Genomic DNA, 20,575 nt, shown 5'->3' on the forward strand with positions numbered 1-20,575 from the left:
AGCCTCTTACGCGTTTGCTTAGGATTTTCGTAAAAAGCCTAGCGAATCCCCGCGCGCAAAAATGACTGCACAAACTGGCGCTGAAAAAGCAGAAACGCGACTAACAGCGGCGCGATACTGATTAACGTGGCCGCGCTGACCGTTGCCCAGTTAACGCCGGTTTCCGGAGCGGAAAATACGCCCAAACCAACGGTTAATGTGCGGCTTTCCACCGAGTTGGTGACCACCAGCGGCCATAAAAAGTTGTTCCAGTGGTGGCTGATGGAAACCAGTCCATAGGCCAGGTAGGTAGGCTTGGCCAACGGTACGTAGACCTTCCAGAGAATTTCCAGCCAACTGCAACCTTCTATGCGTGCGGCATCTTCAAGCTCGCGCGGAATGGTCTTGAACGTTTGGCGCAGCAGGAAAATCCCAAAGGCGCTGGCCACATAAGGCAGGCCAATACCGGTGATGGTATTGATTAACCCCAGCTCGCTGGCGATACGGTAGTTCTCCACGATCAGCACTTCGGGAAAGACAAACAGCTGAATCAGCACCAGCATAAACAGCAGGTTTTTACCCGGAATGGGAAATCGTGCAAAGGCAAAAGCGGCCAGCGTACACACCACAAATTGGCCCAATACCACGCCGGTAACCAGAGCAAAGGTGTTGAAGTAATAGCGGGCGAAGGGCGCCTGGGACCAGGCGTTAACGAAGTTATCCAGCGTCAGCGGGGCGAACAGATCAAAGCGCACCATAAATTCGCTGGGGTGGAAGGCAGCCCAAAAAGCGTACAGCAGCGGAAAAATCCAAATCACTGCCAATAGCCACGCCGCCAGAGTTTCAAGCGATGGGATGGATAGTCGGCGAGATCGAGGCGCAGATTTTTTGGCGCTTGAGTATGTTGTGGTTGAACTCATTGGTAGTGCGTCCTGCGGTCCAGAACCGTGAACTTCAGCGTAGCGACGACCGCGAGTACCAGCAGAATCACCACCGTAATGGTGGCCGCCGTAGTGCGATCAAAAAACGAGAAGGCATTTTCGTAGACGTAATACAGCAACAGGTTGGTCGCGTTATTGGGGCCGCCCTTGGTCAGAATAAACAGGTGATCAACCACGCGTACCGCATTGATTAATGCGTTGATCAGCACAAACAGGGTGGTCGGCATCAATAGCGGAAACGTCACTCGCCAGAAGAAGCTCCAGCGGCTGGTACCCTCAAGGTCGGAGGCTTCTTTTAGCTCAGGTGGAATGCCTTGAAGCGCCGCAAGATAGAAAATCATAAAAAAGCCGGCCTCTTTCCAAACCGACATCACCATCACCGAGCCGAGCGCGACGCTTGGGTCGCCCAGCCAATTCACCCCGGAAAACCCCAGTGCCCCGAGCAGCTTGTTAAACAGGCCAATTTGCGGGGCATAGAAAAACATCCAGATATTGGCCGCGGCAATCATGGGCAAAATAGTCGGTGTGAAGTAGGCCATACGCACAAGGCCACGCCCCGGCAGTTTGCCGTTAACGAATAGTGCCATGCCGAGCGCCAGGGCGATGGAGGCGGGGATTGTGCCCAACGCGTAGATCAAGTTATTGCGCGCCACCTTCCAGAACTTGGCGTCATCGAACAAAAAACGATAATTCTCAAGCCCGACAAATTCCGGCGGGGCACCGCGAAAGCCGGGCAGAAACAGGCTTTGAATCACGGTCGTAATCGTGGGTAGGTACGCAAAAGTGGCTAACAGCACGGCGGCGGGTAGTAACAGCAGCGCGCCATACATCTGCATTTTGTGGTGGGCGGTTAATGCCATGGGGAGCGGCCACTTATAGGAAACGCCGGGGCGAACCCCGGCGAATGGGTAAGAAAGGGCTTAACGTGCGTAACGCCGCAGTATGGCGTCCGCTTCCTGCTGGGCCTGGTTAAGCGCGGCTTCCGGTTCCATCTGGCCGGTTAACGCTGCCTGAACGGCGTTATCCAGCGTGCGACGAATGCGGCCGCCCTGGTAGGTGGAAAGCTCGGCAGTACCATATTCCAACTGGTCGCGGGCAACGGCAGCGGGCGGGAAACTCTCCACGTACTCGCGCAGCGCATCGGTTTCATACGCGGCGGGGCTAACGCCCATGTAGCCTGTCTCAATCGACCAGTCGGCGGCGCGCTCGGGTGCGGTCATCCAGCGGATAAACGTCATCGCAGCGCGCTGCTCTTCTTCAGAGGCATCTTTAAAGACGTAGAAGTTGCCGCCGCCAGTGGGGCTGCCGCGCTGGGTGTTCATGGGCAGCATGGCGACGCCAAAATCAAAATCGGCTTCATTGAGCACAGCGGTCAGGTTGCCGGTGGTGTGCCACATCATGGCGGTAGATTGTTCAAGGAAGTTCTGGCGCAGCGTGCCCCATTCGATGGTGCCATCCGGCATGGCGTCATGTTCGGTTGTTAGCGACACCCAGTACTCAAGCGCTTCAACGGCGGCGGGATCATTAAAATAGACCTCGGTGCCATCTTCGCTCATCAGGCGGTGGCCGTTCTGAAATGCGAACGCCTGGAACATCCAGTAAGGGTACCCGGTAGAAGGCACCATCACCCCCCACTGCTCACCGTTGGAGGCTTCGCGAATCGTTGCCGCCATCTCGGCCATTTCCTGCCAGTTTTCTGGCGGGGTTTCAGGGTCTAAACCGGCCGCTTCAAAAGCGTCCTTGTTCCAAAACAGCACAATGGTGGAGCGCTGGAAAGGAATGCCGTAGGTGTTGCCATCCAGTTGGCCGTTTTCCATCAATCCTGGGTAGAAACTGTCGAGCCATTCGCGCTCTTCATCGGTTTCGACCAGATCATCGAACGCCACGATGGCGTCCTGCTCAACCAGTTCGTAAAGATCAATCGAGAACATGACCGATAGCTGCGGTGTATCGCCTGACTCAATTGCCGACATGGTACGCACGCGGGTATCGTCGTAGTTGCCGGCGTAGATGGCTTCCACCGAGATATCGGGATGCTCACTCTCAAACTCGGCCACTAAGTCATCAATGACATTAGTCAGCGCGCCGCCCACTGAAACCGGGTAGTACATGGTCAGGTCAACGGTATTAGCGTTGGCCTGGGTGGCGCTTAACATGCCAGCTACAAGCGCGGTGGTAGCGAAGGGGATACGCAAACGCATAAAAGACTCCACGAACATCAGTGTTGGAAAGAGCCCACCGCCGGTGGACGAGAAACGACGCGAGGCGAGCCTGGTAACGCACTTGGCAAAACGCTATCCAGACGTAACCCGTTATTCGCAAACAAGTGGGCGTTTTCTGGTGCCCAATAGAGCCGACAAGTGCCGTCAGTCAGTGCGGGTTTGCCGTTGATGCGTACGCGCAGGCTGTGTGCACCCACCGCCACATGGACAATCGTGTCGGCGCCTAAATACTCCTCGCTAAGTACGGTGGCCAGCACGCCTGGCTTCGACGCCGGGCGCAGCTCAATATCCTCCGGACGAATACCTAGCTGACCGCCAACGGCTTCCAGCGGCGCTACCGTGGTGGTCGGTTCGCCGTCGATAACAGCACCCTGGTCGCCTTTAACAAGTGGCAGCAAGTTCATGGCAGGACTCCCTATAAAGCTAGCGGCAAAGGCGCTGGCAGGCTGGTTATAAAGCTCGTCAGGCGACCCGTCCTGAACGATGCGGCCATGCTGCATCAGAATCACGCGGTCCCCCATGCTCATGGCCTCGACCTGATCGTGGGTCACGTAAATCACCGTCATGTTCAGGCGGCTTTGTAGCGCCTTGATTTCCCGGCGCATATCGCTGCGCAGCCGCGCATCTAGGTTGGAGAGCGGCTCATCCATCAAACAGATCGGGTGTTCAGAAATAATCGAGCGGGCAAGCGCCACCCGCTGGCGTTGGCCGCCAGAGAGCTGGGCAGGTTTACGGTTCAGGTAATCAGTAAGGTCGACAAGCTCAGCCACCTTGGCCAGCCGCTCGCGCTGTTCAGCTTTGGGCACCTTGCGGCTGCGCAGGCCAAATACGATATTGTCGGCAACGCTTAAATGCGGGAATAGCGCATAGGATTGAAACACCATGCTTAAGCCACGGTCGCCCGGCGGCAAGCGTGTAACATCGCGCTCACCGATATGGATCTGCCCGCTACTTGCCTCTTCCAGGCCCGCAATCATGCGCAGCGTGGTCGATTTTCCACAACCTGAGGGGCCCAGCAGAATGACAAACTGGCCGGGCGTTACCTCAAAAGAAATTTCATCGACAGCGGCCGTCGCGCCCCAGCGTTTAGTAACGCGCTCCAGGCGGATACGCGATTGGCTCATACACACAGGCTCATGTCTTCACCACCAGCGGTTGATTATTGTTGGCCAGCTTGCGGTGAAAATGTTGCTGTTGTGTGACGTTTGTATGGCGAAGTTGTGTCAGGTAATAGTTATATAGCTCTTTTAGCTAAAGATCTCAATGTAGCCCGAGAATAGTACCGTTCATTATTGAATAGCTGATACTGGCATCGGATAACGCCGGGTCGATTTACCCGCTTTCACCACCTGCCCCGGTACCTCATGGCTGATAAGCTCTGGGAGAGTAGCGGCGACGTTAAGCAGGGCGTCCAGGTCAACGCCGGTGTCCACACCCATGGCTTCAAACATATGCACTAGATCCTCGGTGCATACGTTGCCGGTGGCGCCGGGGGCAAAGGGGCAGCCGCCCAGGCCGCCAAGTGCTGAGTCGAAGCGGGTAATCCCTGCCTGCCAGGCTGCCAGGGCATTGGCCAGGCCCATGCCGCGGGTGTTGTGAACATGTAGGGTAAACGGCGTTTCGGGCCAGCGTTCAAGCACCGCTTCACACAGGCGTTTGACTTGGGTCGGGTTGGCCATGCCGGTGGTGTCGCACAGCGTTACTCCTTGAATACCCAGCGCAATCAGCCTTTCAACCAGTTCCAGTACCCGCGCTTCGGGCACTTCGCCTTCAAAGGGGCAGCCAAACGTGGTGGAGAGCGAGGCGTTGATAAACACGCCGCTGCCCTGAGTCACGTCCAAAATAGCCGCAAATTGTTCAAGGGATTGCTCGGGCGTCATGCGCAGGTTGGCCAGGCCGTGGCTGTCGCTTGCTGACATCACCAGGTTGATCTCATCGACGTTGCAGGCAAGCGCGCGTTCGGCACCTTTTATGTTGGGCACCAGCGCGGTGATGTCCACGGCTCCACGGCGCTGAATGCCGGTAACAACGTCGGCGGCATCGCGCAGGTTGGGAATCGCCTTGGGGGAAGTAAACGACGTCGCTTCGATGCGCTTGAGGCCTGTCGTGGAGAGTGCGTCAATCCAGCGAATTTTGTCCTGTGTGGGTACAAAACGCGCTTCAATTTGCAGGCCGTCACGGGGGGCGACTTCATTGATTTCGATTCTCAAAGGGCAGGGTGATAACTGGCTCATAACAAACTCCTTAAATGATGCCTGCTTGGCGCAGTTTGGTGCGGGTTTCCTGATCGATACCAAGCTCGTCCAGTACGGCGTCGGTATGCTGACCGAGGCTCGGGCCGCCATTGCCCAAACGCCCAGGCGTGGCGCTTAGCTTGGGCAGTACGCCGGGCACTTTGAGTGGTTGGCCATTGGGGCGGGTAAAGGTTTGAATCATCTCCCGCGCTAGGTAATGGGGATCAAAGGCGATATCTTCAGCGGTATAGGGGTAGCCGGCGGGCACCCGGGCATCGTCCAGGGCTTGTAGAATGACATCGCGCGGGCGTTCTAGCGTCCAGGCTTCAATGGCTGCGTCAATCATGGTGGCTTGCCGGCTGCGCCCATCGTTATGGGCAAGCGCTGGGTCGCTTCCTAAATCCTCGCGGCCAATCACGCCCATCAAGCGCTTAAAAATGCTGTCGCCATTGCCGGCGATGAGCACGTAGTCGCCGTTCAGGCAGCGGTAGGCGTTTGAAGGCGTAATGCCGGGAAGGGCGCTGCCGCTGGGCTCGCGGATCTGGCCGCTTGCATCAAACTCCGGCAGCAGGCTTTCCATCATGGCAAACACTGATTCATACAGCGCTACATCAATTTCCTGGCCCAGGCCGCTGCGGTCGCGCTCTTGAAGAGCCAACAAGGTGCCGATCACCGCGTAAAGGGCGGAAAGCGAGTCGCCGATGCTCACGCCCACCCGCACGGAGGGTTCGTCCGGCTGGCCGGTAAGGTAGCGCAGCCCACCCATTGCTTCGCCAATTACGCCAAAACCGGGCTTGTCGCGGTAGGGGCCGGTCTGCCCGTAACCCGAAATATGCACCATGATCAGCCGTGGGTTGAGGGCTGATAACGCTTCCCAACCTAGCCCCCAACTTTCAAGCGTGCCGGGGCGAAAGTTCTCCACGACCACGTCTGCCTCGGCGGCAAGCTGGCGCACCAGGGCCTGGCCCTCTTCGCTGCGTAAGTCCAGCGCCACTGAGCGCTTATTGCGGGTCTGCACGTGCCACCAAAGCGAGGTGCCGTCTTCAATCATTCGCCATTTGCGAAGCGGGTCGCCGGTGCCGGGCGGCTCAATCTTGATCACGTCAGCGCCAAACTCACCCAGCAGTTTGGTGGCGAAGGGGCCTGCAATCAGCTGGCCTAGCTCAAGTACTTTTAGGTCCTGTAAGGGAAGCTTGCGCGCTTCAGGAGCGTTCATTAAGGCTCTCCTCTACTTGTCGTTATTCGCGGTGATCGCCAGCATGGGGCAGCCGTTTAGGGTCGACAATTAGGCAATGGGTAACAAAGGGTTCGTGGCTGGCGAAGGTATGCGCTAGCATGGGCAGACTGTTAGTTAAGAGATATCACCATGCGCCGCTTCGACTTTGTCACCCTTAAACTGTTTATTTCTGTGGCAGATGAAGGACGCCTGACGGCAGCGGCCGAACGCGAGCATTTAGCGCTCGCTGCGGTGAGTAAGCGGATTAGCGACCTTGAGGCGCTGGTAGGGACCACGCTGCTGTATCGCCGCCCTAGAGGCGTTGAGCTAACCCCCGCAGGCCAGGCGTTTCTGCACCACGCCCGGCGCATTATGGATAATATCGAGCGCCTGGAAGCGGAGCTAAGTGAATATGGCGAAGGGGTGCGCGGCCATGTGCGCATCCACTCCAACACCTCGGCCATTATTGCGTTTCTTCCCCAGGATCTCAGCACTTTCTCTCACCACTACCCCGATATTAAAATCGACCTGCAGGAGCGGGTGAGTAGTGAAATTGTGGCCGCCGTGCGCGATGGATTGACCGATATCGGCATCTTCGCGGGGCATGTCGCGGCACCTGACCTTCAACAACTTTCGTACCGGAATGACCGGCTGGTATTGGTAACGCCTGGCAATCACCCGCTGGCGGCGCGTGAAAGTATTGCCTTCAATGAGGCGCTCGACTTCGATTTTATCGGCCTCCAGCAGGATGCCTCGCTGCAAGCACTACTGCATGAACAAGCCAATATTGCTGGCAAGGCGTTACGGATGCGCATTCAGGTGCGTAGCTTCGATGCCATTTGCCGCATGATTCATCATGGGATGGGCGTGGGCATACTGCCTGAAAAGACCATCTATCGTGAATTGGGGGATCTGGAGTTGAAAAGCATTCCGCTTAGCGACCCTTGGGCGCAGCGCGAACTGGTGATCGGTATGCGCCGTTACGCCACCCTGCCGGCCACTGCCCGTCATTTAGTGGATCATCTGATTAAGGCTGAAACGACGTCTTCTTAAATGCCACGCATCCCCCTTCGGGTTCGCGTTTGGAGAAAGCTCATTAGCATTCTGAGCCCTCCCTTATAGGCTGGCCCCTGAATAAACATGGCTAACGACTGCCAACGCCTCTCCATCTTTAGTCGTATGCTGTTTTACGAGAGCCCTCAAACGCCCGCTGCCATGGGGTCTCCAGCCATCGTATTTTGCGAAGTCAGCCTTCTTGAACGTCGATTTGAGCGTACCGGCGGCTTGTTTCAAGATCGATAGAACAACATCGCACCATTCTGCCTATAACGACAAATTGAGAGAGTACATCTCATGCAAAAATCACTGTTTGCCACGCTCACCGCGTTAGGCATTTTAGCGGTTGCTCCCTTCGCGCTGGCCAACCCGATTGAAATTCAAGTTAACAACACCATGAGTGAAGGCGGCTCTGAAAGTGCAGCGGTTGAACGCTTTGCGGAGTATCTGGAAGAGCAGGCGCCGGGGCGCTTCAACGTACGGCCTTTCCTCGCGGGCTCCTTGGGCGGTGAAGATTCCGTACTGGAGCTGCTCAACCTGGGCCAGACCCAGCTTTCACTCACCGGTGGCAACTGGCGCCAGCAATATGCGCCGGAGTACGACGCCATTACCGTGCCCTTCCTGTTCACGACCTGGGATGAGGTAGACAGCTATATCGATAGCCCATCGGGCCAGACGCTGATCGAACAGGCAGAACAGCAGGGCGGTCTCAAGTTTCTGGGTGTTCAGCACCGTGGCCCGCGTCATATGACCGCCAATAAAGAAATCCATACGCCAGAAGATTTGCAAGGCTTCCGGCTACGCCTGCCGTCATTACCGATCTGGCTAGAGGTCTGGGAGGAACTGGGCGCGCAGGTAGTGAACGTGCCCGCGCCGGAAATCTATCTCGCCATGCAGACCCGCCAGGTTGATGGCCACGAAAACTCCCTCTCTTCGCCCTACACGCGGCGCTTGTGGGAAGTGCAGGACTATCTCATTACCACCAGCCACGTGCAGTTCCCCTGGAGCTGGGTTGCCAGCGCGCGTTGGTGGGACGGCTTGGAGGAAGAGGATCAGGCGCTGATTTCTGAGGCGGTTGATGTCGCTCGTGCCTACGGCACCGAGCAGGAGCTCGAACTGGATGATTTTTATCTGGATGCCCTTCAGGAAGAGGGTATGACGGTTGTCCAGCCGGATACTGAAGCCTTCCGTGAAGCGGCCATGCCCGCCATTGATCGTGTGCTGTCAGAAATGGCCGACGGTGTACGCGACGACGCTATCAGCGCGAGCCAAGCAAGCGACTGATCATCACCAGGTGGCGGCATGATGATGCCGCCACCGTCTTAGGTAAGGAGTTATCTTGTGGATGGAGCACTGCCACCCGCAAACGGAGCCGATCGTTTGGCTTTTTATACCCTGCGCTATGTCACCCGCCTATGCGATGCCGTGGGTGTAGCGCTATTAGTCGGCATTTTAGGCTTGATCGTGGCCGCCGTGGTTGCCCGCGATTTGCTCAACTGGGGCATGCCCTGGAGCGAGGAAGTCGTCTCGCTGCTGGCTATTTACGCCATTGGTTTTGGCTCGATCTCCGCTTGGGTGCGCAGCGACCATCTGGTCGTGGACCTGTTTAGTCACCGGCTGAGTGCGCTGGGTCATCAGGTGCAGTATCGGCTGACGGCCATTATCTCCGTCGGTTTTTTCGTGCTGGCGAGCTGGGGCGCCTGGATCATGTCCGATATGAGCGCTAACAATAAAACGGTCTCGTTGAGTATCAGCTTCTCCTATCTCTATTACGGCTTGTTATTCAGTTTTGTGGCCATGGCGCTGATCGCCACTTGGCAAACCTTACGTGGCCCCGTCACGTGGTTGAATAAACCTGCCCACGAGGAGATAACGCCATGATGGAACTTGCGATATTCGTCGGCGGGTTGCTGCTGTTAATGATGATTGGCCTGCCCGTGGTGGTGTCGATTGGGGTTACCTCGTTTATTGCGCTGGCGGTAACCGGGGCCGGCGGTTTGCCGGTTGAGCTGCTTTCTCTGCGCATGGTGCAAACGCTTAATAATTTCACCTTGATGGCGATTCCGCTGTTTATCCTGGCGGCCAACATCATGAACTTGGGGTCGACCACCACCCGGATATTTGATTTTGCGACGGCTTTGGTGGGCTTTACCAAAGGCGGGCTGGGTCACGCCAACGTAGTGGCGAGTTCTATCTTTGCCACCATGTCCGGCACGGCGGTGGCCGATGCCGCGGGGCTTGGCAGTATCGAAATCAAGGCGATGAAAGAGCGCGGCTATGCCTTGGACTATACGACTGGAATTACCGCAGCTTCGAGTGTAGTCGGCCCGATTTTACCGCCTAGTATCGCGCTGGTGGTTTACGGCTGGCTCGCCAATGTAAGCATCGGTGGGCTCTTTATGGCGGGGCTTGTGCCGGGTATTTTAATGGCGCTGCTGCTGATGGGCATGACCGTTTTACTCGGCGCTACGGGAAAAGTCGTGATGCCCGCTCCCGTGCCTTTTGATGCAGGCGAAGTCGTACGAACCGGCAAGCGGGCCATTTTACCCTTGATGATGCCTGCGATCATCGTTGGCGGTATTTGGGGCGGCTTTTTCACACCGACAGAAGCCGGCGCGATTGCCTCGCTGTATGCGGTGATACTGGGTGGGGTGATCTATCGTGACTTGAGTTTGAAGAGCCTGTACGACGCGTTTCGGCGCACGCTGATGTTCAGCGCGGTCATCCTGCTGATCATTGCGGTATCAAGCTTTTATGGCTGGATTCTGGTGCGTATGGGTATTCCCCAGGCGCTGGCCGGTCAAGTGGCCAGTGTCGATATGCCCACTATTGCGCTGTTGATTTGCTTTGCGCTGTTCTTCTTGCTGATCGGCTGCTTTATGTCGGTGATAGAAAGCATCCTGATCTTTACACCCATTGTGGTACCGGCGGCGTTGAGTGCCGGTTTGGACCCGGTGCATTTCGGTATCGTGATGGTAATTACCCTATCGGTTGGGGTGATTACGCCGCCGTTCGGTACGGTGCTGTTCATGATGGTAGGCATTACACGACTGCGTTACGGCCAGGTGGTCAAGGCGGTACTGCCGTTTTTGCTGCCTATTATAGCGACCATTCTGTTGTTGATTGCTGTACCAGGATTGGCCACTTGGCTGCCTAGGGTGATGGGCTATTGATATAAGAATTGCCTCGCTGGTTTAACCAGCGAGGCAATGGTATGAACAGGCAGGCTGTTAGCCCTCGCGCTTACCATCCACCAGTCGCGAAACCTTAAAAGGATTATCGTCGCGCAATACTTCTGGCAGTAAACCAGCAGGCAAGTCCTGATAGCAAACCGGGCGCAGGAAGCGATAAATCGCAGCGCTGCCGACAGACGTGGTGCGGCTGTCGGACGTTGCCGGGAACGGTCCGCCATGCACCATCGCGTGACCCACTTCGACCCCGGTCGGCCAGCCATTGGCCAGGAGTCGACCGGCGCGCTGCTCAAGCGTGGGTAGAAGTGATTTTGCGGCCTCCAGGTCGCCATCGTCCATTTGCAGGGTAATGGTCAGCTGACCTTCGAGCTGGTCGGCAACACGCTGCATCTCCTGCGCGTCAGCGCACTCAATGACCAGCGAGGCAGCGCCGAAGATTTCGCCCTGAAGCGCGTCATTGTTAAGGAAATTCTGAGCGCTGGCTACAAATAGCCCTGTCTGGCAGCTATGCGGTCCGTCGCCGGCTTTGCCGCGCGCTACTTCCTTGACGCTGGATTGGCCCGAAAGGGCGGAGACACCGCTTTGATACGCCTCATGGATGCCGGGCGTCAGCATCGTTTGGGCGCCGCTGGCTTTAACGGCTTCCTCTGCGGTAGTGATAAACGCATCCAGGTCAGCGCCTTTAAGGCCAATGACCAGACCAGGGTTGGTGCAGAACTGACCCGCACCCATGTTCAGCGAAGCGACAAAACCTTCGGCAATCTTGTTGCCGCGCGCTTGCAGTGCCTCGGGGAACAGAAATACCGGGTTGATGCTGCTCATCTCGGCATAAACGGGAATCGGCTCGGGACGCGCCTGGGCAGTCGCCATCAAGGCCATGCCGCCGCTGCGTGAGCCGGTAAAACCAACCGCTTTAATACGCGGGTCTGAGACCAGCGCTTGGCCAATATCGCGACCTGAGCCGAACAGCAGCGAAAACACCCCTTCCGGCATGTTGCACTTGGCCGCAGCGCGTTGAATAGCGCGGCCTACCAGCTCAGAAGTGCCGGGGTGGGCAGAGTGGCCCTTGACCACCACCGGGCAGCCTGCTGCCAGCGCCGAGGCGGTATCGCCCCCTGCTACGCTGAAGGCCAGCGGAAAGATGCTGGCGCCGCACACGGCCACGGGGCCAAGCGGAATATGGCGCTGACGTAAGTCGGCGCGAGGCATGGGTTGGCGATCAGGCTGGGCCGGGTCGTGGCGTAAATCCAGCCATTCGCCCGCACGTACTACCGAGGCGAACAGCCGCAGCTGGCCGCAGGTCCGGCCTCGCTCGCCTTCAAGGCGCGCTTCAGGCAGGCCCGTTTCGGCCACGCCGCGCTGGGTCAGGTCAGCACCAATGGCCTCAATTTCTTCGGCAATGGTTTCCAGGAAGTGAGCGCGCGCTTCAAGTGACGTTTCGCGGTATTGATCAAATGCCGCTTCGGCAAGCTGGCAGGCTTTTTCAACCTCGGCGCGGCTACCACCGGGGTAGCGCGGCTCCAGTGTCTCGCCGGTGGCCGGGTTAACGGCAACAATATCGGCTTGAGTACCGGTGACGGCCTGTTGACCGATAAGCAGTGTACCTTGCAGTGTCATAAAACCTCCTGTGTGGATATATTCATACATCTGTATTCAGTTAGTTAACCGATACCAATGCAAAGCGTTATCGTGAAGTATGTTTTGACGATAATCGGGGGCGGAAAAGGAAATGGCAGCTTCGACCAGTCCTAGCCAGTCTGCATAGCTTATTGCGAGGCTAGAAACAGGAAAGTTACTAGCAAAGAGGCAGCGATTTGGCCCGAATAGATCGATGGTTTCGCAGAGAAGCTCAAGGTTGGCTTTATAGTCCCATTCATGCCAAGGGCTACCTAGCTCTGATAGCTTGACTGCAACATTGGGATTATCCGCTAGCGCGCGCATCCCCGTACGCCAAGTGCCGATCCCAAGAGAAGTTCGATCCCAAGGCAGCCCTGTGTGATTGAGGATAACTCGTAGTTTAGGGCGCGCTTCCAGCGTTTTTGCCGCGTCACTCAAGTGCCAAGCGGGAACACGCAGATCCCAGGAAAGATTGCGCTCTTCTAGCATGATTAATCCGTCACACCACTGGCGATCTTGTAGGCTCCCGGCATTGCCTTTAACTTGATTGATTTGTGCTGATGTTACGGCTGTGACAGGCTTGGCTCTTACGCCCCGGAAAAGTGGCGAATTCATCTGGGCATCAAGTTGCTCAGAACATTTTGGGGTTCCGAATTCAGCCCAGCCAACATGAGCTGTGGGGAGCTTATGGTCTGTATAGACTGAGTTAATCCATTCCGTTTCTTTTAGAGGTTGAGAGCGATGTGCTTCGGCTTCGCAATGTACGCTGCCTGCCAAGTGATAGCCCTTAGGAATATGGTGCTTCAAATCCTCAACCAGGAAGGGTCGCTTTATTGATGTATAGTCGCCTAGAAAGAAGCCTCTTACTGGTTTCTCTTCAAGCCAAGGATAACTAACACTGCCATCAAGAGCCCAGAGATGATGATGAGCATCTATGAGTAGCTGTTTGGCATCCATTGCGGCATCTCCTCTCTAGAAGTCTGTGTATACAATGGCCAGTCCTTAATTACGCACGAGAAGTTGAGATACATCAGGTTCAGAGCGGCAATTGAAGCTATTTACTACATGCCCAGATTCCAAGTTCAAAATATCAACCCGGTCGCCTTTCATGGAAACAAAAGCATGCTGTCCATCGGGATGAAAGCTCATGGCAATAGGGATGCTGTCTAACTCAATAAGCCCAAGAGAATTGAGTTCCTGGTCAAAAACTGACAGTGAACTCTCTCCATAATTTGTAGTAATTAAACGGTTAAATGGATCAGAGTAGATGCGATTGGGATCGCGGCCTGTCGTTGCGCTGTTTTCTATAGTCATCGACTCAGTATTAATGGCAACGATAGTGTCATCATCACGGTTGCTAATGAAAAGCTTGCCTTCATCAACGGATAAAGCATTGCCTTCTGGCCTACGCCCTGGAATCATTGCGATAGGCATGAATGTAGCGTCATGGGGCTTAAATTTGGTGATAGTGTTGCTGAGAAGATTAACTCCATAAGCCCAATCGCCTTTACGGGTAAGAGCAAACAAGTGGGTCTTATAACCACCTGAAGATACGGCAAGATTTGGAGCTGTAGCAGTGAGAGGATTATTGAACATTAATAAAGTATTGTGCCCCTCACTCATAGCGTAAAGCCGATCTTGATCGTCTATACCTAGCCCATGAATACGATAATAAGGCCACGTACTGAGGGTGTTGACGAGCTCAAAGGTATTAAGGTCAATTACAAATACAGAACATCCTCCTTGGTCACCAATGCAGTCAGCTCCTAAAATACCATAATGACCAACATAGGCATGCTTGCCTTGAGAATCGACAACAAACTCATGAGGATAGTCAGGAAGCCGAATACTTTTGAGTTCTTTTCCGCTTTGAACGTCATAAAGGCTTAAAGTGTGGGCGCATTTTTGATTAAGAAGCAAGTGTTCACTAGCCATCTATACATCTCCAAATGTTAAATAGGCATCCAGTTAAGTCGGATGCCTATGGTATTAATTAAATTATAAATTTAAAGATTACTGAAGTACCTCTTGAATAGCATCCGTCCACTCGCTACCGTTATTATTTATATAACTATCCCAAGTAGGGAGAACAATGGTTTGAAAGGCGGAAGTGTCGACCTCCTCTTCAATTTGCACGCCGTTAGCACGCATTTCATTGAGAATTTCTTGCTCGCTCTCAATGTTTAATTCGCGCTGGTAATTCCCTGCATCACGTGCGGAAGTTAGCAGGATTTCCTGATGTTCAGGTGATAGGCTGTCGAATTTTTCTTGATTCATTACCATTATGAGTGATGTATAGGCCTGGTTAGTTAATGAAAGATAGTCTTGAACCTCATGAAAACCAGCCGACCAAACAATCCCGACTGGGTGGTCTTGTGCGTCAACAGTACCGGTCTCAAGTGCTGTATAAAGTTCACCTATTGGCATTGGAACGGGATTCGCACCAAGTAATGAAAATGCCTCAATAAGTGATTCATTAGAGTTGGTTCGCATGACAAGCCCCCGAACATCCTCGGGAGTTTTAATGGGACGTTTGGAGTTTGTCATCGCACGAAAGCCAACTTCCCAAAACGCTAGTCCTTTCAGGTTTTTATCTGTCAAAAGATTCAGTGCTCGCTGGCCAATATCACCGTCAAGCACTTGATAAGCCTCTTCTCGATTAGCGAATATATAAGGCAAATCGAAAGCACCAAGGGCCGGTTCAAGGCCAGTAAAATTTGGATTTCCCGATAGTTCAATGTCGATCAGTCCGTTGCGTACAGCCGCAATCATTTGCTGATCACCTCCTAGCAAGCCATTACCGAAAATATTAATGGTAATGTCGCCGTTGGTGCGTTCATCAACCAGCTCAGCAAAGCGTTCCGCAGCGGCTTGTTGGGTGTCGCTATCAGGTGCCGCATGTGCCAGCTTTAAGACTGTGCTCGCCTGTACCTGAGTTAATGATCCAGCGATTATTAGAGCAGATGCCGATACTTTAATTAGAGGTTTCATAGTGTCTCGCTTGTTATTGATTTTAATTCTCATTCACATTGGTTTTATGTATGTGAACATGATTTAAGCCTGCAAAGCAGACATGTTTTACATTGATTAAAGAATTATCCAGCTAGCCAATAAAGGGGTACGGTAATGATTTGTGGGAAGGCGACGAACAGCAAAAGAATAACCATATATGCCAAGGCAAATGGCATAACACCTGAAACTGCTTTTTCGAATTTTAGATTGCCAATACTAGTGATTACATTAAGAACATTGCCGACCGGCGGAGTGATTAAACCAATAGCACAGTTAAGAACAAACATAATGCCAAAGTAGACTGGGTCAATGCCTGCAAGCTTAACGATTGGCATTAGTATAGGCGTGAGCACCAGAATAGTGGGCGTCAGATCCATGACCATACCAACGATTAGCACTATCCCCATAATTGCTAGCATTAATAATCGCGGATTATCAACTAACGGGGAAAGTAGATCAGCAACCATCATCGGTAATTGAGCAATACTAATGAGCCATGAAGCTACCATGGCAGCTGCTACCAGAAACATTACAATAGCAGTGCTACGTGCGGCTTGCGTTAAAACGCTGTAAAGTTCAGCTATATTTAATTCTCTATAAATAACAGTAGCAACAAAGATTGCATATACAGCAGCTACTACGCCAGCTTCCGTTGGGGTAAAAATCCCTGTTTTAATACCACCGATAATAATGACTGGTAGTAGTATAGCCCAAAAGCTCTTTTTTAAAGCTTCCCACCGTTCTGCACGGGTTGCCTTTTTTGCAACAACCAAATCCTCTTTACGAGTCATAAATAGCCACATTAGCACTAATGTGGCTCCCATAATGAGTCCAGGTACGATACCTGCCAAAAAAAGTTTACTAATGGAAATGCCGCCTGCCACACCAATAATAATAAGAGGAATAGACGGAGGGATAATGGGAGCAATAATACCACCTGCTGCCATTAATCCGGAGGAACGACCAAGCGGATAACCTGCTTGACGCATCATCGGTAGAAGCATACTGGCCAATGCGGCAGTATCTGCTACCGCAGAACCAGATAAGCTAGCCATGATAATAGCTGCAAAAATGGCTACAAAGCCTAGGCCGCCTTTACGATGGCCCACTAATGTCATCGCTAACGCAACTATGCGCTTTGACAGGCCGCCTCGTGACATTACCTCTCCGGCAACCAGAAAGAAGGGGATTGCTAATAACGTGTAACTATCTGCTCCATTGACCAAATTTTGAGCCAATATTTGAGAGTTAAAAAGATCAAGGTGTAACATTAATACGACAGCACTTACTAGCAATGCGAAAGCAATCGGGATGCTCAAGCCTATAGATGCAAGTAAAGAGCCAAGAAAAAGCGTAATTGTCATGCTAAATATCCTTTTCTTTATCTAGCTTGTGGGTGCCCTGAAAGGTTGATGGCATGATAAGTCGATAAAAAAGTATAATTGACATTAGTAGCCCAGCTATTAAGCCTGCCAAGTAAAAAACACCCACTGGAATGCCGCTAATTGGAGAAATGTTGTCCCAATTTAGCAGTGTCTGATAATAACTTCCGTTTAATAACATCAAACAGCATCCCAGCATGACAAGTGTTACCAGTCGATTAAGTACAGCCTGCACAAGCACAGGAAAACGTTCTGACAGCGTTGTAACGCGTAAATGTTCGTGACGCAGTAAAGCCGTAACGGCACCCAGAAAAGTTATCCAGACAAAGAGAAATCGAGACAACTCAACACTGACTGAAATGCCACTATTAAAACCATAGCGCAATACCACGTTGGTAAATACAAGGGTGATCATGCTGATCAGTGCCAAGACCATTAGAAAGTTGAGCAAACGCTCCACTCCTTTAGCCAAAAATGCAACTTGTATAGCAATACCAAGTGCTTTTTTATGTACTGGTCCCTCTGAGGAAGGAACAGTGGTTCTATCGTGTTTATACATGAGCGATTGCCCCCAAGAGACATGTAAAAACATGCCTCTTTACTATCGTAATGATCAGAATCATTCTCGAAAATCCGATAATGCTAACGACTGTTGCTAATTGCGTTATCGAAATCAGCTACGAACTCTGGGCTTAGTACTTCACGATGTTGTTCAAGCATGCTATTAAGTTGCTGATGCATGTGTTGACGTTCGACGAGAGGTACTTCATTAATTTGCATTTTTTTACTCAATTCTGACAATAATTCTTGATTTAATTCTCTACTAATGCTGCGCTGGTAAAGAGTTGCTTCTCGTGCAGCTTCTTTAATAGCTTCCCTCTGGGTATCACTTAGTTTATTCATAAACCGATCTGATGTAAGTAAAACCAGTGCATCATACGCATGCGATGTCTGAGATAAGTAATCTTGAACTTCATAAAAGCGTTTGGTATCTATGACAGTGTAAGGGTTTTCCTGACCATCAACGGTATTAGTTTCAAGTGCGGTAAATAGTTCGTTAACCGGCATTGGGACAGCATTAGCGTCGAGTCCATTAAAAAGGTCTATATATAAAGCATTTTGCATTGTGCGAATTTTTAGGCCGCTTAAATCTTCCAGGTTCTCGATAGGGCGCTTTGAGTTAGTAATATGCCTAAAGCCGTTCTCCCAAAAGCCAAGCCCTACTAATCCTTTATCGTTAAGGCTGGCAAGAAGAGCTGCCCCGACAGGGCTATCCAATACCGCATCTGCATGCGCTTCGTCATCGAATTGGAATGGTAAACTGATAATACTAAAGTCTGGGTTTAGGCTTGACAGGGTGGCTGTTGAAGGAACAGTGAGATCCAGCGTTCCAGCCTGAACCATTGATGTCATATTGACATCACTACCAAGAATCCCGTTACTGAATACTTGTACATCAACATCGCCATTGGTTTTCTGCTCGACTAGCTCGGCAAAATGATGAGCTCCTAAGGTTTGAGGATGTGAATCCGGAAGGCTGGTCCCGAGACGGGCACTAATATCTGCCGCAAAGATTTGTGGTGAAATACAGCTAAGACCTGCAACCAAAACGGCAATGGAGAAAATATGATTATGGCGTGTCATAATGAAGTCCTTAGTTTATTAATGGTTTTATAGCTCTTGTGGAGTTATGGCCAAGGGGTTCCTGGGCGGGCGGTGCTAGTAAATAACTTCGTAATGCGTTGTCACAAAATACGGATAATTTTTCACTACGAGTAAGTTTTGAGCTAAGTTGTTTGAAGTGGCCCCATAATGCTTCAAGATCGGTTACTAAACCGTCAACAGGAAAGTTGCTGGCAAACATACAACGTTCTGCTCCAAAAGTTTCTAAAGCAGTATGAATTAGCCAAGTATTGTCCTTTAGCCGCCAAGGCTGATCTTTTAGGCCTATACCAGAAAGTTTAAGCATGACGTGTGGATAAGCGGCAACTTGTTCTAATGCCTCTTTCCATCCTGCTAGTGTTTCATGTGTGCGATCATTGGGAACGCCAGCATGATTTATGACTACTGGTACATCTGGGTAACGCTCTAATAAATAAACTAATTCGTTTAGATGCCACCATGGAACTTGTAGCTCGAAGATGAATTTATACTGAGCCAGTAGCGCATAGCCGCGTTGAAATCGAGGGCATTTGAGAGAGCCGGGCATGCTGTGATTGGCTTTGTACTTATCGCGAGGCATGGTGGTTGGTTTATGCCGGACTCCGCGAACTAGCGGCCAAGCCGATAGCTTTTCTAGTTGAGCATCAATGTTATCCGCATCTAACCAAGCCTGAGCAATCATGGCATTTGGCCAGCAGGTTCTACCGTTAAGGGCATCTATCCAGCGAGCCTCTTTTAGCGCATCCCCATGCTGCCATTCAGCTTCCATGTAAACGCATCCAAGTACGTTGTGATGTCCACACTGCTGCTGATAGTCCTGTGGAAAAAAAGGTATGCGAATACTGCTATAGTCTCCATATCGAAAAGGGATCATTGGCTCATCACACAGCCATGGATGGTAATTAGATTGAGGATCCCAGAAATGAAGATGTGCATCTATAATGGGAAGATCTTGATCTTCTCCACTATCAAGGTAACGTTGTCGATGTTCATTTATCTGCATGCTCTTATAGCCTCATCGATAAACCGCAATGTGACGATTCACGGATTAATTCGTGTACTTCGTACGCTCAACTGCATCAAGTAATTCGCTACCGTGCTGAGCAGTAAATTCGTTACGAACTAATTCAGCTACCCTGCCATGCATAGATGCACGATCAGGCTGTTCTGCGACTTGCATCCCCTTGTTCTTAAGAAATTCCAAGTCGCTAGATATCCTCTCTTGATTAATTTGGCGCTGGTATTGAGCAGCGCTTTGTGCTTCATCACGCAATATGAGCTGTTGCTCTTCCGATAGCTCACTAAAGCGATTTTTATTCATAACCAATGGCGCTGCGGTATAGGCATGTGCCGTTAGTGAAAGATGTTTTTGAACATCATATAAGCTCGCCGAGCGAATTAAGCTAACGGGATTTTCTTGACCGTCTACTGTTCTGGTTTCTAATGCAGTGAAAAGCTCTGCGAAAGGCATGGGGACTGGATTGGCACCCAATGCCTCAAATGCAGCGATATGCACTGGATTAGGTGTCGTTCTTAATTTCAGCCCTTTGATATCATTAGCTGACTCGATTGCACGGCGCGAGTTGATTAAATTACGAAATCCAATTTCCCAGAATGCGAGGCCTTCAAGGTTTTTCTCTCGCATGCTTGTAAGTAAGTTCAGTCCGATCTCTCCATCTAGCACTCGATATGCTTGATCGTAGTTATCAAAAAGAAATGGCAGATCAAGCAAGCTAAGTTGGCTAGCTAATCCACTAAAATAAGGATTGCCAGATAATTCGATATCAATTGTTCCACTACGGACACCAGTGATCATGGCTTGATCATTTCCGAGTTGGCCATTTGGAAAAATACGAATATTAATTTCGTCGCCGCTACGTTCTTTTACTCTCTCGGCGAAGCGTAACGCGGCCAAATGTTGAGAGTCATCTACTGGGTGTGCATGGGCCAGTGTTAATGTTGTAGCCGCTTGGGTGTAGGCAAATGGAGCAAAGAGAGCCACCGATAACGTTGTAGCTATAACTTTTTTTAATAAATAGAACTTGGTTATCATTATGGTGGCC

General features: G+C 52.0%; 19 protein-coding genes. 4 read left to right on the forward strand and 15 right to left on the reverse strand.

What is annotated here, in order from left to right:
- Window positions 1-38: 38 nt before the first annotated feature.
- From CZ787_RS16235 to CZ787_RS16260, 6 genes are all read right to left on the reverse strand, one after another.
- A complete protein-coding gene (locus CZ787_RS16235; RefSeq protein WP_087111096.1) occupies window positions 39-899 on the reverse strand; it encodes a carbohydrate ABC transporter permease in 861 nt (286 codons plus the stop codon).
- Window positions 896-1,780 carry a carbohydrate ABC transporter permease gene (locus CZ787_RS16240; RefSeq protein WP_087111098.1) on the reverse strand — a complete coding sequence of 295 codons (885 nt, stop codon included), beginning with the start codon at window positions 1,778-1,780 and terminating at the stop codon, window positions 896-898. Before CZ787_RS16240 ends, CZ787_RS16235 begins: the two co-directional genes overlap by 4 nt.
- A 60-nt stretch (window positions 1,781-1,840) precedes the next feature.
- Window positions 1,841-3,121, reverse strand: coding sequence for an ABC transporter substrate-binding protein (locus tag CZ787_RS16245; protein WP_087111100.1), 1,281 nt, complete (start codon window positions 3,119-3,121; stop codon window positions 1,841-1,843).
- Window positions 3,122-3,138: 17 nt separating this feature from the next.
- A complete protein-coding gene (locus CZ787_RS16250) occupies window positions 3,139-4,266 on the reverse strand; it encodes an ABC transporter ATP-binding protein (protein WP_087111102.1) in 1,128 nt (375 codons plus the stop codon).
- Window positions 4,267-4,431: 165 nt separating this feature from the next.
- Complete coding sequence (locus CZ787_RS16255) at window positions 4,432-5,376, reverse strand: hydroxymethylglutaryl-CoA lyase (protein WP_087111104.1); 945 nt, start codon at window positions 5,374-5,376, stop codon at window positions 4,432-4,434.
- A gap of 10 nt (window positions 5,377-5,386) precedes the next feature.
- Window positions 5,387-6,592, reverse strand: a complete 1,206-nt coding sequence (locus tag CZ787_RS16260; protein WP_087111107.1) for a CaiB/BaiF CoA transferase family protein — start codon at window positions 6,590-6,592, stop codon at window positions 5,387-5,389.
- Window positions 6,593-6,742: 150 nt separating this feature from the next.
- Here CZ787_RS16260 and CZ787_RS16265 point away from each other — a divergent pair, with 150 nt between their 5' ends.
- From CZ787_RS16265 to CZ787_RS16280, 4 genes are all read left to right on the forward strand, one after another.
- The gene (locus tag CZ787_RS16265; RefSeq protein ID WP_087111109.1) at window positions 6,743-7,645 is read left to right on the forward strand and encodes a LysR family transcriptional regulator; all 903 of its coding nucleotides are present in this window, start codon (window positions 6,743-6,745) and stop codon (window positions 7,643-7,645) included.
- Window positions 7,646-7,945: 300 nt separating this feature from the next.
- Entirely contained in the window at window positions 7,946-8,932 is a 987-nt protein-coding gene (locus CZ787_RS16270; RefSeq protein WP_087111111.1) for a TRAP transporter substrate-binding protein, read from the forward strand.
- Between the two features lie 57 nt (window positions 8,933-8,989).
- Window positions 8,990-9,529 carry a TRAP transporter small permease gene (locus CZ787_RS16275; protein ID WP_087111113.1) on the forward strand — a complete coding sequence of 180 codons (540 nt, stop codon included), beginning with the start codon at window positions 8,990-8,992 and terminating at the stop codon, window positions 9,527-9,529.
- Window positions 9,526-10,821, forward strand: a complete 1,296-nt coding sequence (locus tag CZ787_RS16280) for a TRAP transporter large permease (RefSeq protein WP_087111115.1) — start codon at window positions 9,526-9,528, stop codon at window positions 10,819-10,821. The genes CZ787_RS16275 and CZ787_RS16280 overlap by 4 nt, the downstream gene beginning before the upstream one ends.
- Window positions 10,822-10,878: 57 nt before the next feature.
- Here CZ787_RS16280 and CZ787_RS16285 read toward each other — a convergent pair whose 3' ends face one another.
- The 9 genes from CZ787_RS16285 to CZ787_RS16325 all read right to left on the reverse strand — a co-directional run bounded on the left by CZ787_RS16285 (window position 10,879) and on the right by CZ787_RS16325 (window position 20,565).
- A complete protein-coding gene (locus CZ787_RS16285; RefSeq protein ID WP_087111117.1) occupies window positions 10,879-12,456 on the reverse strand; it encodes an aldehyde dehydrogenase (NADP(+)) in 1,578 nt (525 codons plus the stop codon).
- Window positions 12,457-12,492: 36 nt separating this feature from the next.
- Window positions 12,493-13,413 carry an amidohydrolase family protein gene (locus tag CZ787_RS16290; protein WP_087111119.1) on the reverse strand — a complete coding sequence of 307 codons (921 nt, stop codon included), beginning with the start codon at window positions 13,411-13,413 and terminating at the stop codon, window positions 12,493-12,495.
- 45 nt (window positions 13,414-13,458) lie between these two features.
- On the reverse strand, window positions 13,459-14,391 hold the full coding sequence (locus CZ787_RS16295) for a YncE family protein (protein ID WP_087111121.1): 933 nt from the start codon (window positions 14,389-14,391) through the stop codon (window positions 13,459-13,461).
- Between the two features lie 78 nt (window positions 14,392-14,469).
- Window positions 14,470-15,447, reverse strand: a complete 978-nt coding sequence (locus tag CZ787_RS16300; protein ID WP_087111123.1) for a DctP family TRAP transporter solute-binding subunit — start codon at window positions 15,445-15,447, stop codon at window positions 14,470-14,472.
- A gap of 104 nt (window positions 15,448-15,551) precedes the next feature.
- Window positions 15,552-16,832, reverse strand: a complete 1,281-nt coding sequence (locus CZ787_RS16305; RefSeq protein WP_087111125.1) for a TRAP transporter large permease subunit — start codon at window positions 16,830-16,832, stop codon at window positions 15,552-15,554.
- A 1-nt stretch (window position 16,833) separates the two neighbouring features.
- Window positions 16,834-17,409, reverse strand: a complete 576-nt coding sequence (locus CZ787_RS16310; RefSeq protein ID WP_217883892.1) for a TRAP transporter small permease — start codon at window positions 17,407-17,409, stop codon at window positions 16,834-16,836.
- Window positions 17,410-17,492: 83 nt separating this feature from the next.
- Window positions 17,493-18,494 (reverse strand): TRAP transporter substrate-binding protein, encoded by a 1,002-nt coding sequence (locus CZ787_RS16315; RefSeq protein ID WP_087111128.1) that lies wholly within the window; start codon window positions 18,492-18,494, stop codon window positions 17,493-17,495.
- 10 nt (window positions 18,495-18,504) lie between these two features.
- Complete coding sequence (locus tag CZ787_RS16320; RefSeq protein WP_087111130.1) at window positions 18,505-19,515, reverse strand: amidohydrolase family protein; 1,011 nt, start codon at window positions 19,513-19,515, stop codon at window positions 18,505-18,507.
- Window positions 19,516-19,560: 45 nt separating this feature from the next.
- Window positions 19,561-20,565 (reverse strand): TRAP transporter substrate-binding protein, encoded by a 1,005-nt coding sequence (locus CZ787_RS16325; protein WP_087111132.1) that lies wholly within the window; start codon window positions 20,563-20,565, stop codon window positions 19,561-19,563.
- Between the last annotated feature and the right edge of the window lie 10 nt (window positions 20,566-20,575).

The organism is Halomonas citrativorans (assembly GCF_900163645.1).
Classification (GTDB): Bacteria; Pseudomonadota; Gammaproteobacteria; order Pseudomonadales; family Halomonadaceae; genus Vreelandella; species Vreelandella citrativorans.

Coding starts and splice junctions, on each gene's coding strand:
- CZ787_RS16265 (WP_087111109.1), top strand. CDS start 6,743: ATGCGCCGCTTCGACTTTGTCACCCTTAAACTGTTTATTTCTGTGGCA.
- CZ787_RS16285 (WP_087111117.1), bottom strand. CDS start 12,456: ATGACACTGCAAGGTACACTGCTTATCGGTCAACAGGCCGTCACCGGT.
- CZ787_RS16245 (WP_087111100.1), bottom strand. CDS start 3,121: ATGCGTTTGCGTATCCCCTTCGCTACCACCGCGCTTGTAGCTGGCATG.
- CZ787_RS16235 (WP_087111096.1), bottom strand. CDS start 899: ATGAGTTCAACCACAACATACTCAAGCGCCAAAAAATCTGCGCCTCGA.
- CZ787_RS16280 (WP_087111115.1), top strand. CDS start 9,526: ATGATGGAACTTGCGATATTCGTCGGCGGGTTGCTGCTGTTAATGATG.
- CZ787_RS16315 (WP_087111128.1), bottom strand. CDS start 18,494: ATGACACGCCATAATCATATTTTCTCCATTGCCGTTTTGGTTGCAGGT.
- CZ787_RS16295 (WP_087111121.1), bottom strand. CDS start 14,391: ATGGCTAGTGAACACTTGCTTCTTAATCAAAAATGCGCCCACACTTTA.
- CZ787_RS16255 (WP_087111104.1), bottom strand. CDS start 5,376: ATGAGCCAGTTATCACCCTGCCCTTTGAGAATCGAAATCAATGAAGTC.
- CZ787_RS16260 (WP_087111107.1), bottom strand. CDS start 6,592: ATGAACGCTCCTGAAGCGCGCAAGCTTCCCTTACAGGACCTAAAAGTA.
- CZ787_RS16325 (WP_087111132.1), bottom strand. CDS start 20,565: ATGATAACCAAGTTCTATTTATTAAAAAAAGTTATAGCTACAACGTTA.
- CZ787_RS16310 (WP_217883892.1), bottom strand. CDS start 17,409: ATGTATAAACACGATAGAACCACTGTTCCTTCCTCAGAGGGACCAGTA.
- CZ787_RS16270 (WP_087111111.1), top strand. CDS start 7,946: ATGCAAAAATCACTGTTTGCCACGCTCACCGCGTTAGGCATTTTAGCG.
- CZ787_RS16305 (WP_087111125.1), bottom strand. CDS start 16,832: ATGACAATTACGCTTTTTCTTGGCTCTTTACTTGCATCTATAGGCTTG.
- CZ787_RS16250 (WP_087111102.1), bottom strand. CDS start 4,266: ATGAGCCAATCGCGTATCCGCCTGGAGCGCGTTACTAAACGCTGGGGC.
- CZ787_RS16240 (WP_087111098.1), bottom strand. CDS start 1,780: ATGGCATTAACCGCCCACCACAAAATGCAGATGTATGGCGCGCTGCTG.
- CZ787_RS16290 (WP_087111119.1), bottom strand. CDS start 13,413: ATGGATGCCAAACAGCTACTCATAGATGCTCATCATCATCTCTGGGCT.
- CZ787_RS16300 (WP_087111123.1), bottom strand. CDS start 15,447: ATGAAACCTCTAATTAAAGTATCGGCATCTGCTCTAATAATCGCTGGA.
- CZ787_RS16320 (WP_087111130.1), bottom strand. CDS start 19,515: ATGCAGATAAATGAACATCGACAACGTTACCTTGATAGTGGAGAAGAT.